Source organism: Caldisericota bacterium, assembly GCA_034717215.1.
Lineage (GTDB): Bacteria > Caldisericota > Caldisericia > Caldisericales > Caldisericaceae > UBA646.
In genome coordinates, this window is sequence record JAYELD010000020.1 from 1 (window position 1) to 16,154 (window position 16,154).

At 34.9% G+C, this 16,154-nt stretch carries 16 protein-coding genes; 14 read left to right on the plus strand and 2 right to left on the minus strand.

The window, feature by feature from the left end; translation table 11 throughout:
- From U9Q18_00950 to U9Q18_01015, 14 genes are all read left to right on the plus strand, one after another.
- Window positions 1–149: ribosome recycling factor (locus U9Q18_00950; protein ID MEA3312927.1), on the plus strand; the 149-nt coding region annotated here is incomplete at its 5' end.
- Window positions 149–847 carry a polyprenyl diphosphate synthase gene (gene uppS / locus U9Q18_00955; protein ID MEA3312928.1) on the plus strand — a complete coding sequence of 233 codons (699 nt, stop codon included), beginning with the start codon at window positions 149–151 and terminating at the stop codon, window positions 845–847. The genes U9Q18_00950 and uppS, both read left to right, overlap by 1 nt.
- Window positions 844–1,995: a 1-deoxy-D-xylulose-5-phosphate reductoisomerase gene (gene dxr, locus U9Q18_00960; GenBank protein ID MEA3312929.1), complete on the plus strand. Its 1,152-nt coding sequence runs from the start codon at window positions 844–846 to the stop codon at window positions 1,993–1,995. Before uppS ends, dxr begins: the two co-directional genes overlap by 4 nt.
- On the plus strand, window positions 1,992–3,017 hold the full coding sequence (gene rseP, locus U9Q18_00965) for an RIP metalloprotease RseP (GenBank protein MEA3312930.1): 1,026 nt from the start codon (window positions 1,992–1,994) through the stop codon (window positions 3,015–3,017). The genes dxr and rseP overlap by 4 nt, the downstream gene beginning before the upstream one ends.
- Window positions 3,014–4,060, plus strand: coding sequence for a flavodoxin-dependent (E)-4-hydroxy-3-methylbut-2-enyl-diphosphate synthase (gene ispG / locus U9Q18_00970; GenBank protein MEA3312931.1), 1,047 nt, complete (start codon window positions 3,014–3,016; stop codon window positions 4,058–4,060). The genes rseP and ispG overlap by 4 nt, the downstream gene beginning before the upstream one ends.
- Window positions 4,061–4,161: 101 nt before the next feature.
- On the plus strand, window positions 4,162–5,139 hold the full coding sequence (locus tag U9Q18_00975) for a PhoH family protein (GenBank protein MEA3312932.1): 978 nt from the start codon (window positions 4,162–4,164) through the stop codon (window positions 5,137–5,139).
- Window positions 5,126–7,216: an HDIG domain-containing protein gene (locus U9Q18_00980; GenBank protein MEA3312933.1), complete on the plus strand. Its 2,091-nt coding sequence runs from the start codon at window positions 5,126–5,128 to the stop codon at window positions 7,214–7,216. The genes U9Q18_00975 and U9Q18_00980 overlap by 14 nt, the downstream gene beginning before the upstream one ends.
- A complete protein-coding gene (gene ybeY / locus U9Q18_00985) occupies window positions 7,209–7,649 on the plus strand; it encodes an rRNA maturation RNase YbeY (GenBank protein ID MEA3312934.1) in 441 nt (146 codons plus the stop codon). The genes U9Q18_00980 and ybeY overlap by 8 nt, the downstream gene beginning before the upstream one ends.
- A complete protein-coding gene (locus U9Q18_00990; protein ID MEA3312935.1) occupies window positions 7,649–8,929 on the plus strand; it encodes a hemolysin family protein in 1,281 nt (426 codons plus the stop codon). Before ybeY ends, U9Q18_00990 begins: the two co-directional genes overlap by 1 nt.
- Window positions 8,930–8,937: 8 nt before the next feature.
- The gene (cdd, locus tag U9Q18_00995) at window positions 8,938–9,333 is read left to right on the plus strand and encodes a cytidine deaminase (GenBank protein ID MEA3312936.1); all 396 of its coding nucleotides are present in this window, start codon (window positions 8,938–8,940) and stop codon (window positions 9,331–9,333) included.
- Window position 9,334: 1 nt separating this feature from the next.
- The gene (gene tpiA / locus U9Q18_01000) at window positions 9,335–10,102 is read left to right on the plus strand and encodes a triose-phosphate isomerase (GenBank protein ID MEA3312937.1); all 768 of its coding nucleotides are present in this window, start codon (window positions 9,335–9,337) and stop codon (window positions 10,100–10,102) included.
- Window positions 10,103–10,135: 33 nt separating this feature from the next.
- The gene (locus U9Q18_01005; GenBank protein MEA3312938.1) at window positions 10,136–10,570 is read left to right on the plus strand and encodes a hypothetical protein; all 435 of its coding nucleotides are present in this window, start codon (window positions 10,136–10,138) and stop codon (window positions 10,568–10,570) included.
- Between the two features lie 87 nt (window positions 10,571–10,657).
- Complete coding sequence (locus tag U9Q18_01010) at window positions 10,658–12,916, plus strand: DEAD/DEAH box helicase (protein MEA3312939.1); 2,259 nt, start codon at window positions 10,658–10,660, stop codon at window positions 12,914–12,916.
- Window positions 12,913–13,551, plus strand: a complete 639-nt coding sequence (locus U9Q18_01015) for a TIGR01906 family membrane protein (protein MEA3312940.1) — start codon at window positions 12,913–12,915, stop codon at window positions 13,549–13,551. The genes U9Q18_01010 and U9Q18_01015 overlap by 4 nt, the downstream gene beginning before the upstream one ends.
- A gap of 143 nt (window positions 13,552–13,694) precedes the next feature.
- Here the strand turns inward: U9Q18_01015 and U9Q18_01020 are convergent, their stop codons facing one another.
- Together U9Q18_01020 and U9Q18_01025 are read right to left on the minus strand one after the other, a co-directional pair.
- On the minus strand, window positions 13,695–14,993 hold the full coding sequence (locus U9Q18_01020; protein MEA3312941.1) for an MFS transporter: 1,299 nt from the start codon (window positions 14,991–14,993) through the stop codon (window positions 13,695–13,697).
- 68 nt (window positions 14,994–15,061) lie between these two features.
- Window positions 15,062–16,096: a low specificity L-threonine aldolase gene (locus U9Q18_01025; protein MEA3312942.1), complete on the minus strand. Its 1,035-nt coding sequence runs from the start codon at window positions 16,094–16,096 to the stop codon at window positions 15,062–15,064.
- Between the last annotated feature and the right edge of the window lie 58 nt (window positions 16,097–16,154).

The following is a 16,154-nucleotide window of genomic DNA, read 5'->3' on the forward strand; positions in this document are numbered from 1 at the left end:
ATAAAGTTAAGAGTTGGGAAAAAGACAAGGAAATATCTGAAGATGATCGATATAGGATGCAGGAGAAAGTACAGGAATTTACAGATAAATATATCAAAATTGTAAATGGACACCTAATGAGGAAAGAAGAGGAAATTCTCGAAGTTTGATGAGCGAAGAAAACCCTGTTCCTGACCATGTAGCAATTATTATGGATGGGAATGGTCGTTGGGCTGAAGAGAGGGGGCTTAATCGAACAGAAGGGCATAAAAATGGCGTAAAGTCAGTTCGAATTATTACTAAAATATCAGCAAATTATGGAATAAAATTTCTTACTCTTTTTACGTTTTCTACTGAAAATTGGAAGCGAGGCACAAAAGAGGTGAATTTTTTATTTCATTTATTAGTGGATTCTATAAACACATATATTCCAGAATTGCACGAAAATGGCGTAAAAATTAATTTTATAGGTGATATAGATCCTCTTCCTCTGTTTGTCAAAAATATGGTGCAATTTGCAGCTAAGACAACGCAGAACAACAATAGAATAGTCTTAAATATCGCTCTTAACTATGGCAGTAGAAGGGAAATTGTTCAAGTGGTAGAAAAATTGCTTCTTTTAGGAACAACACATGAAATTACAGAAGAAACATTTAAGCAATTTTTATATACTAAAGATCAGCCTGACCCAGACCTTATTATAAGGACAGGAGGTGAAAAGAGGTTGAGCAATTTTCTTTTGTACCAATCTGCGTACTCAGAGCTGGTTTTTACTGATACGTTGTGGCCCGATTTTACTGAAAAGGAATATTTGCAAATTTTGCGGGAGTTTTCAACAAGAACACGAAAATACGGTGCATTAAAGTGAAAAATATCTTTATAGTTGGTTCGACGGGATCTTTGGGCAAGGAAGCCCTGGAAGTAATAAAAAAGCTTGGTAATTACTATAAAGTTATTGGGATAACCGGTTTTCAAAATGTTGATGTAATGCTGAATCAGATAAAGGATTTTGATCCTCGGTATGTAGGGATGAGAGAAAATTATCTTGAGATCATCAAAAAAGAATTTCCAGGTAAATATATTTTTGATGTTGAAAAAGATTTGGAAGAAGTTGTTTTAGATGTGGAGACTGACCTTACTTTGTTTCTTTCTTCTGATATAGCTGCTCTTAAATCAATTGACCTTTTGCTGAGTAATGAAAAATATGTGGCAATTGCTAATAAAGAGTCAATTATTGCTGGAGGGGAAATAATATTTTCTCCGAATAGGCAAAAATATATTATCCCTGTAGATAGTGAGCTGTCTGCTTTATTTCAATGCCTTATTGGGGAAAAAAAGAACGCAGTGAAGAGATTTATAGTTACAGCCTCTGGTGGACCTTTTTGGGAACGGGATATTACTACATTTGATAAGATTACGCCCTCTGATGCTCTTCGTCACCCTAACTGGCGAATGGGCAAAAAAATCACAGTAGATTCTGCAACACTTATTAATAAGGCATTTGAAGTGATAGAATCTCATTTCTTCTTCGGTATAGATTATGAAAAAATTGAAGTAATTGTGCATAGAGAGAGCATAATTCATTCAATGATAGAGTTTGTAGATGGGAATATGAAAGCGCTTATGAGTACTCCTCTGATGTATTTTCCTTTGCAGTACGCAATTACCTACCCTGAAAGAGCTATAAATTCTTTTCCTGAATCTAGGTTAGATCTTGAAAAAGTAGAGAAACTTACATTTTATTCGTTAAATGACAATAAATTTCCAGGGTTTTTGGCTGCATTGGAGTATGGGAAGCGTGGCGGCAATTTTTTACCTCTTCTCATTGCTATAGATAAGGTTTTGGTTGACGCCTTTCTTAAAGAAATGATAAGCTTTTCTGACATCCCACGTCTTTTAGAGAAAGGTTTAAGCCAATTTACCTATAAAAAAATTGATTCAGTGTCTGATGTTGTAGAAGTTTATAATGAAGGTATACTGTTATGTGAAGAGATGATTAAAAGGAGTGTGAGATGAATTTAGCTTTACAAATTGTGTATGGTATAATTATAATCAGCATAATTGCTCTTGTTCATGAATTTGGACATTTTTTTGCTGCTAAAAAATCTGGTATTGCTGTTGAAGAATTTAGTATAGGATTTGGCCCAGCAATTATGAAGAAAAAAATGGGTGGGACTCTTTATAAAATAGGAGTTATTCCTATCTTAGGCTATGCAAAGCTTCGAGGAATGGATGATAATCTTGATGCTCCTGATGGGTTCTATACAAAAACGTTGTGGCAAAGGTTTATTTCTATTTTTATGGGGCCTGGAATGAATTTTATTTTTGCAATTATTATATTTGCTATTGTTTTTGCTTCTTTTGGCAATCCGTTTATTCGCACTACAACAATTTCTTCTGTGATGGCAGAAAGTCCTGCATATGTAGCAGGCATGCAACAAGGAGACAAAATTATCGAAATAGATGGTGAGTACATTGACTCCTGGGAAGAAATGACGGATATTATTCGTGCGAGTGATGGAAGAGCATTACAGGTTATGGTTGAAAGAAAAGATGAAAAGATTTCATTGACTATAATACCTGAAAAAGACCCTATTTCAAATGCATGGGTCATTGGAGTTTATTCGTCAACTGAAAAATACTCTCCATTCAGAGCTTTGTGGGAAGGTGTTGTTTGGACTGGGAAATTGCTTCATCAGATGATTGTTTCTATTCCACTACTTTTTACCATGAAGGGAATTTCGTCTGTTGCTGGCCCTATTGGTATTGCAGCAATGACAGGCCGGGCTGCGAGTGGTGGTTTTGCAAGTTTACTCTGGTTTTCTGCGTTTATCAGTATTGCAATAGGTTTTACAAATCTTCTTCCAATACCTGCTCTTGATGGAAGTTGGATTATTCTCATACTGTGGGAAGCAATAACTCACAAACCTGTTCCACCTGAAAAACAGCTTTCTGTTCAAGGTGCAGGATTTATAGTTATTTTAGGTATCATGTTTTTAGTCAGCATCAATGATATTATACGTCTAATAAGCAGATGAGATCAAAATCAATTCCTGTTAATATAGGGAACAGGACAATTGGTGGAGGGAACCCCATTCTTGTCCAGTCTATGACTAAAACAGATACAAGAGATATTGTATCAACAGTGAATCAAATATTGCGTCTGGAAGAAGAAGGTTGTGATCTCGTGCGCGTAGCAGTGCCAGATATCGAATCTGCGGAGGCGCTTTCAAAAATTAAAAGTAAAATACATATTCCACTTATTGCTGATGTTCATTTTGACCCATTGATTGCGATGGAATCAATCAAGCAAGGAGCGGATAAATTACGTTTAAATCCTTCCAACATTCAGGACGAAGAGTGGATTAAAAAAATTGCACTTAGGGCGAAGAAGCGGAATATTCCTATTCGTGTTGGTACAAATCTTGGTTCATTTAAAAAAAAGCCAGATAATCCTATTGAGGCACTTGTAAAAAATACATTGGACGAAATAAAGATACTTGAGAGCATTAATTTTAGCAATATTATAGTGTCCATTAAAACATCTGATATAATACTAACGGTTAGGGCAAATGAAAAAATTGCTAAACTTGTTCGATATCCCTTGCATATCGGCATAACAGAAGCTGGGCCAAAAGAAGAATCGCTGGTGAAGAGTAGCGTTGGAATTGGATATCTTTTAATGGAGGGTATTGGTGACACTATCAGATATTCTATCACAGCAGATCCAGTTGAAGAAATAAAAGCTGGAATAACTTTACTCAGGAGTCTCCGTTTAAGAAAGGGAGGATTAGAAATTGTATCTTGTCCAACCTGTGGGCGATGTGAGATCAATCTTTTTGAAATTGTAAAACAAGTAAAAGAGGAATTTAAAGAGGTTGATATCCCTGTAAGGGTTGCTATTATGGGATGTGTGGTAAATGGCCCTGGAGAGGCAGCTGATGCTGATATTGGCCTTGCTGGAGGCAAGAAAAGTGGAGTAATATTTAGAAAAGGCAAAGCAGTAAGAATTGTAAAAGAGGAGCACCTCTATTCTGCTTTTAGAGATGAATTAAAAAAACTCATTGAAAGCAAGAAATAATTTTCTAAAACTTCAGATAACGACGAGTAAATTTTTTAAGGAATGTTTTGAACAGGTGATAAAATTTGAAAAAGCTAAATAATATAGTATCATAATGGATAATGAAAGAAAAAGTTAAAAGCGCAGTAGAAGATATAGTAGATATAAGAAATAAGAAAGATGCTCAGATGATATTTGGAGTATTAGATGAAAATGTCAAAGCAATTGAGAATGAGCTTGGCATTGATATTATTTTGCGAGACGAAGTGATACATCTTATAGGGGAAGAAAGAAATGTCCATATTGCTAAAAAAGTTCTTCAACAAATTGAGAATATGGTAAAAAAACATTATAACTTCTCAGTGGATGAAATTATCTATGCAATAAAACATTCCCAGGGTAAAAGCTTTCTTCAAAATCTTCCGGAAACTGTTATTATTGCAGATATTAAGGGAAGAAACGTTATTCCTAAAACTTTTGGGCAGAGAAATTTTGTACAGGCGGTGGAAAAAAGCGATATTACATTTGTTATTGGCCCGGCTGGGACGGGAAAGACGTATCTTTCTGTGGCTATTGCTGTAAAATATCTTTTAACAGGTAGGGTAATGCGTATTGTTTTGACTCGTCCCGTAATCGAGGCGGGTGAAAAATTAGGTTTTCTCCCTGGAGATATACAGCAAAAAGTAGATCCTTACTTTAGACCAATATATGATGCCTTGTACGATTTATTAGGGCAAGAAAAAGTATATAAGTTTATTGAAAATAAAACAATAGAGATTGCACCGCTAGCTTATATGCGGGGGAGAACGTTAAATAATGCTTTTGTTATTTTAGATGAAGCTCAGAATACAACACCATTGCAAATGAAAATGTTTCTCACAAGGCTTGGGGCTGGATCTAAGATGGTCATAACAGGAGATATAACTCAAAGCGATCTTGATTTTGTACACAGCGAATCTGGTTTACATAAAATAAAAAGGATATTGAAAGAGATTGAGGGTGTTAGCTTTAATTATCTTACAAGTGAAGATGTTGTACGGCACAAACTTGTGCAGAGAATTATTAATGCATACGAGAGGATAGAACATGACAAGGAATAGCCGTTTTTCTTATAATATTTTTACTGAGAAAAATATTATTCGTAATTTCATTTTGTATTTTAAGAGCAATATAGTTCCTATTATCTTAGTAATTTTTCTTGCCATTATCATTATTGTACCGATGTTCTATTCCTATTTTCCGGCAAAGCTTAACCTCAAAGAAGGCGATGTAAGCCCTCATGAAATTATAGCTAATAGAGATGTATCGTACATTGATGTTGCTAAAACTGAAGAACTACAAGAAAAGATGTTAGAATCTGTTTCTCCGGTGTATCTTCTTGATAGAAGCAAAGAAGATGAGGTTTTTTCTAGCATAAATAATTTTTTTGATTCTTTAACATCAATTTTGTCGAGCAAAGATGATGAGATATTGAAAAGAGAAAAATTACTTGATCTCTTAACAAATAATACCCAGATTGCTGATTTTTTCTTGCATGAACCAATTGGAAGAATAGAGCAGTTGCGCAAAACTTTGGAAGGCATCGTGTATAAGTTGATGTTGACTGGAGTGAGGAGCGATAAAATTTCTCAAGCTACCAAAATGGGATTAGAAACAATTGCCGAGTTAGACTTAGAAGAAGAGGAGAAAGAGCTTTTGATCTATGCATTAAATCATACTATTCAGCCTAATTTAATATATGATAAAGAAGCTACCGAAAGAGAGATTAAAAAAGTAAAAAATGCAGTGTCTCCTGTCGTCATTACGATTGTAAAGGGAGATGTAGTAGTGAGAGAAGGAGAGAAAATTACGGCTGATAAAATAAAAGTATTAGAGGCTCTTGGGGTGATTCGTACAGGGGATGATTGGAAAGTAGTGCTTAGTATTTTTGCTTTTACTTGCATTTTTTTACTTCTTTCCTTTATCGCAATTAAAAGATCCGTTGTTGTTAATCCTGGCAATATTGTGAAAAAAACTGCGGAATTTACAATTATCATTAGTATTGTTTATATCGTATCGATATTCTTAGACAATATTTCTCCGTACCTTGTTCCTATTCCTTTACTTGCTATGCTTGTTTTTGCTTTCTTTGATTTCACTACTGCCTTAACTGTTACTCTTGCTTTTTCTTTTTTACTTTCATTTCCTTTAGATTTAAGATCTCCTATCATGTTTGCTGTTATAGTTTCGTCCATAATTTCTATGTTTTTGCTTCGTAAAATGGCGAAAACGATTACATTTCTTTATGCAGGCATTGTTGGAGGCCTGTCTATGTCCTTCATTGCCTTATTTATGGGCTTGTCTTCCAAGCTTGTTTTTAAACAAATTGGATTAAACATATCTTTTGGTTTTATAAATTTTTTGGGAGGTTCTATTGTTGCATTGGGAATGGTTTTTGTTATGGACCATCTGTTTAATGAGGCAACTACACTAAGGTTATTAGAATTAGGAGATACAGGAGCTCCTTTACTAAGAGAGTTGCTTATTAAAGCCCCGGGCACGTATCAGCACAGCATGATTGTTTCTAATCTTGCTTCTTCGGCTGCTGAAAAAATTGGGGCAAATGCGCTGCTTGCAAGAGTTGGCGCATACTATCATGATATCGGAAAGATGTTTCACCCTTATTTTTTTACAGAAAACCAACAAGCGATCCCAAACATACATGATGAACTTACTCCAAATCTTAGTAAAACTGTCATTATCAATCATGTTAAGGACGGTATACATCTGGCGAAAAAATCCCGTTTACCCCAGGAAATAATCGATTTTATTGCGACACACCATGGAACCACTGTCGTGTCCTACTTTTATCATAAATCCAAAGAGAGTAATGGCGCAGTACAAAAAAGCGATTTTCGTTATCCAGGGCCTCTTCCTCAAAATAAGGAAACAGCTATTGTTATGCTTGCAGATGCCGTAGAAGCAGTTGGACATACTGTTTCAAATCCTGATTTTAACAAAATTGAAGAGATGGTAAATTCTATTATAAAAAGTAGAATCAGTGACGGTCAATTAAATGAATCAGACATTACGTATAAAGATTTAGCAGAAATTAAAGATTCGTTTGTAGGAACGTTACTTTCTTTATTTCATACAAGGGAGAGTTATCCGGAGAGCGATGAAAGTGGAAATGATTAATTACACTCAAAAGTATATTATTGATATAAAGAAGTTAGAGAAATTGGTCAAGCGTATTGGCGAGCTTGTAAACTACAGAGACGGTATTGTTAGCATATCGTTTGTGGGGAAAAAGAGAATAAGAAATATAAACAAACGTTTTAGAAAAAGTAATAAAACGACAAATGTTATTTCTTTCTCGTTTCTGGATGTTGTAGCAGATGAGAAGATTATTGGTGATGTTGTAATTTGCCCAATTGTTGCATCAGAAGAGGCAAACAAGTATGGTAATAATTTTGTTGATCATATTACATTTCTTTTGATCCATGGTTTTTTGCATTTGTTGGGCTATGATCATATTAGGAAAGAAGATCAATTACTTATGGAAAAGAAAGAAGAAGAAATATTCAAGAGTATTCCACGGTGGAATTTTATAAAGGAGGCTGGGCATTGATGGAATTATCGAGTTGGATTTATTATCTTTTGGCCTTAATCTTATTGTTGATCTTTTCTGCATTTTTTTCTGGAATAGAGGCTGCTCTTTTTTCCGCATCGAGAATTAAACTTGAATCTATGGCTTTACGTGGATCTGCTGTAGCTAAAAAGATTTTGGAATTGAAGAAAAAGCCAGAAAAGTTTATAGGGTCTATTGTACTTGGGAATAACTTTGTAAATATTCTTGCTTCAGTTTTAGCTGCTTATTTGAGTGTTTCTTTTGCTGCGGCAAGACAACTTCCCCAATCTTCAGCAATTGCCATTACTACTGTAGGTATGACAGTTATTATTGTACTGTTTGGCGAGATGATTCCCAAAAGCATTTCCTCTTATCATCCTGAAAAGGTATCTATAACATTTTATTCTCCTTTTTTATTTTTTTGGTATCTTTTTTTCCCTTTTGCCTGGTTTTTGTCTGTAGTTTCAAAAGGATTTCTTGTACTTTTTGGCATAAAACATGAGAAGCAAAAAGTATTTGTTGATCATACTGAGGTTCTTGATATGCTGCATCTCAGTAAAGAAGAAGGAATAATTAAAAAAAACGAAGAGGAAATGATTTTTAGTATTTTTGAGTTTGGCGACACGCATGTACGAGAAGTGATGATACCAAGGGTTGATGTTATAGCTCTCCCTGTAGATGCTAATCGGGAGCATATTTTGGATGTAGTTGTGCAAAGTAATCACTCGAGAATTCCCGTATATGCAGAAAAAATGGATGAAATTATAGGTGTTTTATATGTAAAGGATCTTTTTAAACTGTTTGCAAGTGGAAAATCTGAAATTGACCTTGAGAATATAGCGAGAGAAGCGTATTTTGTGCCAGAGACAAAGTGTGTGGACGAGCTTTTTAGAGAGATGCAAACTAAAAAAATACAGATAGCTCTTGTCTTTGATGAATATGGTGGCATCTCCGGTATTGTTACAATGGAGGATTTGTTAGAGGAAATTGTAGGAGAGATCCAGGATGAACACGAAAAAGGCGAAGAAATCTTTCAAAAAATTGGAGAAAACGCATATCTTGCATCAGGTACAATGGGTATTGATGAATTTAATGAGTTTTTTGGAAAGAATTTGCCTAGCGGAGAGGCAGATACAATTGGTGGTATTATATTAGAAAGGTTGGGAAGGTTGCCTCATCCCGGGGAAGAAGTGAATTTTGACGGTTTTAAATTAATTGTGAGTAAAATCAGAGGGAGAAGAATCCTTAAAGTGAAAGTAATTCTAAAACCAGGAGGTTAAGAAATTCAATGAACAGGGACGAATTACTGAAAATGGCTATTAAAGCACGAAATAATGCTTATGCTCCTTATTCTCATTTTAAAGTAGGGGCGGCGATACTCGCAAAAAATGGGAAAGTATATAGTGGATGCAATATAGAGAACTCAAGCTATGGCGCAAGTGTTTGCGCAGAAAGAGTCGCATTGTTTACAGCAGTGAGCGAAGGTGAAAAAGAATTTTTATCTATTGCTATTGCAACCGATACTAAAAAACCTGTGATGCCGTGTGGTATATGTCGGCAAGTATTATCGGAATTTGCTCCTAACCTTAAAATTTATGCAATAAATATTGATGGCAAGGTGAAAGAAGCATTACTTGATCAGATACTGCCAGATGCATTTACGAAAGAAGATTTAGGAATATGAAATGAGAGACATTATTCTTGCAGGAAATTGGAAGATGCACAAAACTATTAAGGCGAGCAAAGAGATTGCTGTGTGCCTAAAGGAAAAATTTGCTGGATTACCGCTTAATGTAATTATTTTTCCTTCCTTTACAGCTCTTTATTTTATAAGCGAATTATTAAAGGGCACCAATATAAGTGTCGGTGGGCAAAATGTCTATTTTGAAAAGGAAGGAGCTTTTACTGGAGAAATTTCTCCAATAATGCTTAAGGAAGCAGGGGCTAGGTATGTGATTGTAGGGCATTCCGAGCGCAGGAACATTTTTAAGGAACCAGATGAACTTATAAAAAAGAAAATTCGTTCGGTGGTTGAAAATGGGATGGATGCGATACTTTGTGTGGGAGAAAAAATTGAAGAGAGGGATGCTGGAAGAACAGAGGAAGTTATCAACAAAGAAATTAGAATAGCTCTTGATGGCATTTCTAGGGAAGTTCTTGATCGTATTATTGTTGCATATGAACCTGTATGGGCAATTGGTGCGGGAGTTACTGCAAGTCCGGATGAAGCAGCTGATATACATAAATTTATAAGGTCTATTCTGGATGACTTGTTCGGTAGAGGTATGGGGGAGAATACGACAATTCTTTATGGTGGAAGCATAAAACCCAAGAACTTTAGAGAATTTGCTATATTAGACGAAATTGACGGAGGACTTGTAGGTGGAGCCAGCCTAAAATGTGAAGATTTTTACGATATTGGTAAGATATTAGCAGATTGTAAAAAGTTATAAATTTCTAATTACTTTAAAAGAGGAGGTGTTATAATGGATGAATTTTGGGAAAAAGTAAAAAAAGGTGCGCAGGAAGCCAGTGAAAAGGCTGCTTGGTTTGGAAAGACTGCAAAAATTAAAGCTGAAATTGCTTCACTCAATTCCTCTAAAAGAGGCAAATTTATAGAGTTGGGAGAAAAGATCTATTTTTTGTACAGGAAAGAAAAATTATCAGAAAAGACCAAAACTGAAGTTCGAGACATTCTAGAAAAATTAGATGGTATTGAAAAAGAAGTGAAGGAAAAAACTAAGCAAGTTGGACCGGTAATGGAAAAAAAGGATATGGGAAAAAAGAGAAAGACTCCAGAGAAACCTAAAGATATTGGTAAAACAACTAAAAAAAAGAGAAAGACTCCAGAAAAACCTAAAGATATTGGTAAAACAACTAAAAAAAAGAGAAAGACAAAAAAGCGGGAAACGAAAAAATAGAAGAGGAGATCTTCCGCCCTCTAAGAAAGAAGAAAGTAGCGATGAAGTAGAAAATAGAGGGAGTATTTCCCTCTATTTTTATTAAATATGATTAAATATATTATTGAAGAACTTAAGAAAAATAAGAACTACTACAATCAATTTGTAAGGATATTTGAAGTTCCAGGCAAGTCTTTTGATTTGCTTTCTATTCCAGATTTTTTGCATGACACTCTTCGGCAATATCTCTTACAGCAGGGTATATTATCGCTTTTTCCTCACCAGATTAAGACAATAAATTCTATTAAAAACGGAGAAAATGTTATTATTACAACTGGTACAGCAACCGGCAAAACACTGTCCTTTAATCTGCCAGTGCTAGATTATCTTCTGAAAAATAAAAGCAGCACTGCTCTTTATATTTATCCTACAAAAGCATTGGCACATGACCAGCTTAAAAAGATTAACGACATACTTGTCAATGAAGATATTATACTTGGGGCTTATGATGGAGATACGCCTTTTTCTGAAAGAAATTTTTTAAAGAAAAGAGCTTGCATTCTCCTTACAAATCCTGACATACTTCATGTTGGCATTTTGCCATATCATACGAACTGGAGCAAATTTTTTTCTCGACTAAAATTTGTTGTAATCGATGAAGCTCATTATTATAGGGGAATTTTGGGTTCACATATGAGTGAAGTAATGAGGAGGTTAAGGCGTATTTCTCATTACTATGGAAGTTTTCCTCAGTTTATCTTATCATCTGCGACGCTTCAAAATCCGGAGGAATTTGCGTTTAAGCTTATAGGGGAGCGAGTACGAAAGGTGGGATTTTTAACTGCGGCTCCTTTTAAAAAATACTTTATTATTTTTGACCCACTTTGCATTGATGCTAAAACAAACTTAAAAAGGAGTATTTACAAAGAAGCAGCTTGGATTATGGAAGAACTTTTAAAAAACAATCTGCGAACTATTGTTTTTGCACGGTCAAGACGAGGCGTTGAAATGGTAACGAAAGACCTTTTGAGCAAAGTAAATACTACTGATAGGAGCCTTATTTCGTCATATAGAGCGGGTTACTTGAAGAAATTGAGAAATGACATTGAAGAGAAACTACGAAATGGCGAAATTAAAATCATTATTACTACAAATGCGCTTGAGTTAGGCATAGACATCGGAGATCTTGATGTGACTATTATTATTGGTTATCCCGGAACAATTTCTAGTGTTTTTCAGGAATCGGGGCGTTCGGGTAGGAACAGTGAATCTGTTACAATTTTTATTGCAGGAGTAAATCCACTCGATCAATATTTTGTTAAAGATCCGGATTACCTTTTCAGAGAAAGCTTTGAAAGTATTGCAATTAACCCGGATAATCCTCACATTCTTACTCCTCATATTAAATGTGCTTCTTATGAAATGCCGATCAATGACACTATAGACTTCGAATACTTTGGGAGAAACTTGAAGGACAGTTTAAGCACTCTCTCTCGTCAAGAAGTTTTAGAGCGAAGAGGATATAAATTTTACTATGCTTTAAGAGATTACCCTGCTGCTAAAGTACATATCAGGGGTGGTAGTGGTCAGGATATTATGCTCATAAGCGAAGAAACTAACGAAGTGCTTGAGATAGTTTCTATGAGAAGAGCCGTTGAGGAAGTTTTTAAAGGGGCAATTTACTTTCACCTTGCTGATCCATATTTTGTGCATGAACTTAATTTACAGGATAAATACGCGCTTCTTTCAAAGACTAATTTAAACTACTATACAGATTCTCTTACCATTCATAGGATAGATATCAAAGGTATGAATAAGAAAGAAAAGTTTCATGGTTTAGATATGTATTTTGGCGATGTTTTGGTTAGTGAAGCGACAATTGGTTTTATGAAGAAGCAATATGGTACGGATAGAAAAATAGGCGAAGAAGAGCTGAAGCTTCCCATGATGACTTTTACTACAAAAGCATTTTGGTTTACATTAAATTTATCTCTTGAAAAGCTTATTAAGGAGACGGAAGAAGACATTTTAGGCACTATTCATGCTGTTGAGCATTTACTTGTTGCAATGATGCCGATAGTTGTTATGTGTGATAGAAATGATGTTGGAGGAGTTTCTCATTCTCTTCATCCAGATACTGGTAAAGCAACAATATTTGTGTATGATGGAGCAGAGGGAGGCGTTGGTCTTGCTGAAAAAGGTTTTGAACGCGCTGAAGAACTGTTTACTGCTGCATATAAAACAGTTTTAACTTGTTCTTGCAAAACAGGGTGCCCTTCTTGCATTTTTTCTCCAAAGTGCGGAAATAGAAACAGTCCCCTTAGCAAACGTGGCGCAATTGTATTATTGAGAGAGATACTTAAATGAAATTTTTAAAATTTGTAGGAATTATTTCGATTGCCATTATTATTATTCTCGCAAGCTTTTTTTCTCTTTTGTTTAGCAGACATTTTTATTCTTATGAGTTTGAAAAGCAAAATATATCATCTTCCTCGGAATTATCAAACTTTCAATATGTAAGCTATTCAAGCCAAATTGTTCAATACTTTTTCAGAAAAGGAACCCTTTATATAACCGATGAAAATGGAAATGTTATTGAGAATTTTTTTTCCAGAAAGGAAATTATTCATATGCAAGATGTAAAAAATGTTATGCAAATGGCGTTGTCTATTTTATTCGCTTTGTTTATTGTTAGCTTTATTCTTATTTTATTATTGAAGAGTAGAAAAATTCTTTTCCAACGTGCTGCAGTTGGCAATTTAATTTTTGTATTATTTATTAGTACTATGATTGTCATGAATTTTAATGGTACTTTTACGCTGTTTCATAAAATTCTTTTTAGAAATGATTTTTGGCTTCTTCCCGAAAATGCAGTATTAATACGGATGTTTCCTGAATCTTTTTTTGTTGATTTTGCACTATTTTGGGGGGCTATTGTTGCAGTAATTAGTGCTAGTATAATATTCCTTGATATTTGGTTGGAAAAAATTTTTCAGAAATAAAACTTATCTTTTATTTTTATAGCAGTTTATCTTTCTTTGCCGCACACTCTATTTTAATAACTTGCCTAACTTAAAATTTGAAGATATACAAAAAACTGAGATTACTATGGACTTATTCTTGAGAGACAATTATAAAAAGATCTTTACAATCTAAGGAGATTTGAGCGCTCTTTCATTTTTTTCTTTACGATATCCATATCTAAAGGAACTGTTCTTAGTAGCGGAATCCAAAGTATAGCACATGGTATCCAGAAAAGGGTGGCGATAATAAGTGTGGAGGAAAAGCCGTATCTATCGGCGAGAATTCCTCCAATGAAAGGGCCAATACCTCCCCCTATGATATCTGTAAGATTGGCAACAGAAAAAATTGTTCCGCGATTTTCAGGTACATTTGTATCTAAAAGAATAGCTCTGGCATTAGGACTGGCTATAGATGGAATAATTGCTCCGAGACTTCCAATAAAAAAGATTGGTAAAGTCTGGTAAAAAACAGGGGGAGAGGGAGTTTGATATTTTATAGCGCCAATAATGAACGGTATACCTAAAAGAATTGAAAATATACAGAGTATTGTACGGTATACAATTCTTTTTTTGCACAAATAATCGCCTAAATATCCTCCCATAACATTTCCAACTACTCTTATTCCAATAAAGCTCATCATAAGTGCGGTAGCCAGTGTAACGGAAAATTCTTTTTCTTGTGCAAAAAATGTTATAACCCAGCTTGAAAGTATCCCGAATGGCAAGCATCCAAAGAAACTCTGTAGGTTTAAAAAGAGATTCGTTTTTATAGTTATAGCTTTTTTAAAATCAGATAATTTTGCCGTATAGTCATAAATGGCTCCCGATTCTAACAGCTCTTTAACTTCTGCTTCCCCTTCCCCTCTTTTTGGTTCTTTCACAAAACGGTAGAACAAAGGAAGTAAGAAGAGATTTGGTATGGAGATAATAATAAAGGCGTATCTCCAATTGAATCTTGGCCCGATGATCCCGGCTATGCCTGCCCCAAATAGATATCCAACCCCGGTTGCAAATAGGAGCCACCCATTCCCCTTCCCTCTCTCTTTAGAAGGAAAATAATCGCCAAGCAAAGACAAAGACACTGGTAGTATCATGCCAATCCCCAAACCTGTTGCTGCCCTTATGGTAAAGAGCTGAGCATAATTATTTACAAATGCGGTTAGAAAACAAGGAATCTCGCCCATTAAAGTTCCTATTAGAAGGAGCTTTTTCCGTGAATATTTGTCTGTTAAATATCCCCATAGTAGAGTTGCCAGTGCTCCAATTATGATGAAAACCGAACTTACAATTCCCATTTGAGCATGTGTTATCCCAAATTCTTTTTCAATCAGAAGATAGTTAGGAATTAGTGCCGCTTGATCTGCAGTTAAAAAGATAGTTATAAGTATAAGAAATACGAACCCGATATTATTTTTTTTCATTTCTTATTCTTCTTTCTGTTTTTTCAGTACCCTTTTTTAAAGTAAATTTTTTATAGGGATTTTTTTGGCTACTTTCTCAATATTTCTTTTATACTTGCTACAAAGTTATGTACATCTGCTTTGGTTGTATTAAAGGAAGTCATCCATCTTATTTCTCCTCTTTCTTCATTCCATACGTAGAAAAAGGATTTTTTCTGTAGACTGGAAATATATTTTTTGGGTATAATAGCAAAAATTCCATTTGCTTCAACTGGTTGAGTGATTTTTATTTTATCTATTTTTCTTATTTCTTTTTCTAAAATCTTTGCCATCTCATTTGCGCGAGTTGCATTCTTTAGCCAGAGGGCATTGGACAAGTATTCTATAAATTGCGCAGAGATATAGCGCATTTTAGAAAAAAGTTGTGCTCCTTGTTTTCTTATGAATTTAAAATTTTCCGATATTTCTTTATTAAAGAAGAGAACTGCTTCACCGAGCAGCATGCCGTTTTTTGTGCCACCAAAGGAAAGAATGTCCACACCTGTATCTGTTGTAAACTTTCTAAAACTCATATTCAACGAAGCTGCTGCATTTGCAATTCTTGCGCCATCCATATGAAGAAGCATATTGTGTTTATGGGTAAAGTTTGCTATCTCTTCAATCTCTTTTTTCTTATATACAGTGCCCATTTCGGTGCTTTGAGTAATTGACACAACCCTTGGTTGCGAATGGTGAGCATCGTCTATTCCGTGCATAAGTTTTTTTATTTCAGCTACTGTGATTTTTCCGTTTGTGGTTGGAATAGCGATGAGCTTACATCCCGTGAATTTCTCAGGAGCTCCGCACTCATCCGTGTTTATATGTGCTGTTTCTGCTGTAATAATGGAATTGAATGAGTTAGTAACGGCTTTTAATCCAAGTACATTTGCTCCAGTACCCGTAAGCGTGAAATACACCTCGATATTTTTTCCAAAATGCTCTTTAAATTTTTCTACAGCTTTTTCAGTGTAGGGATCATCTCCATAGGCAACGTAGTCTCCTTGATTTGCATTTCTTATTGCTTTTAAGATACGTGGGTGGACAGGCGCGTTATTATCGCTTGCAAATGATTTTTTAGCCAACATGATAGCCTCCTAGACCTTTTATCTATGGTATGATAATATAGTGTTGTAGTCAAGAGTA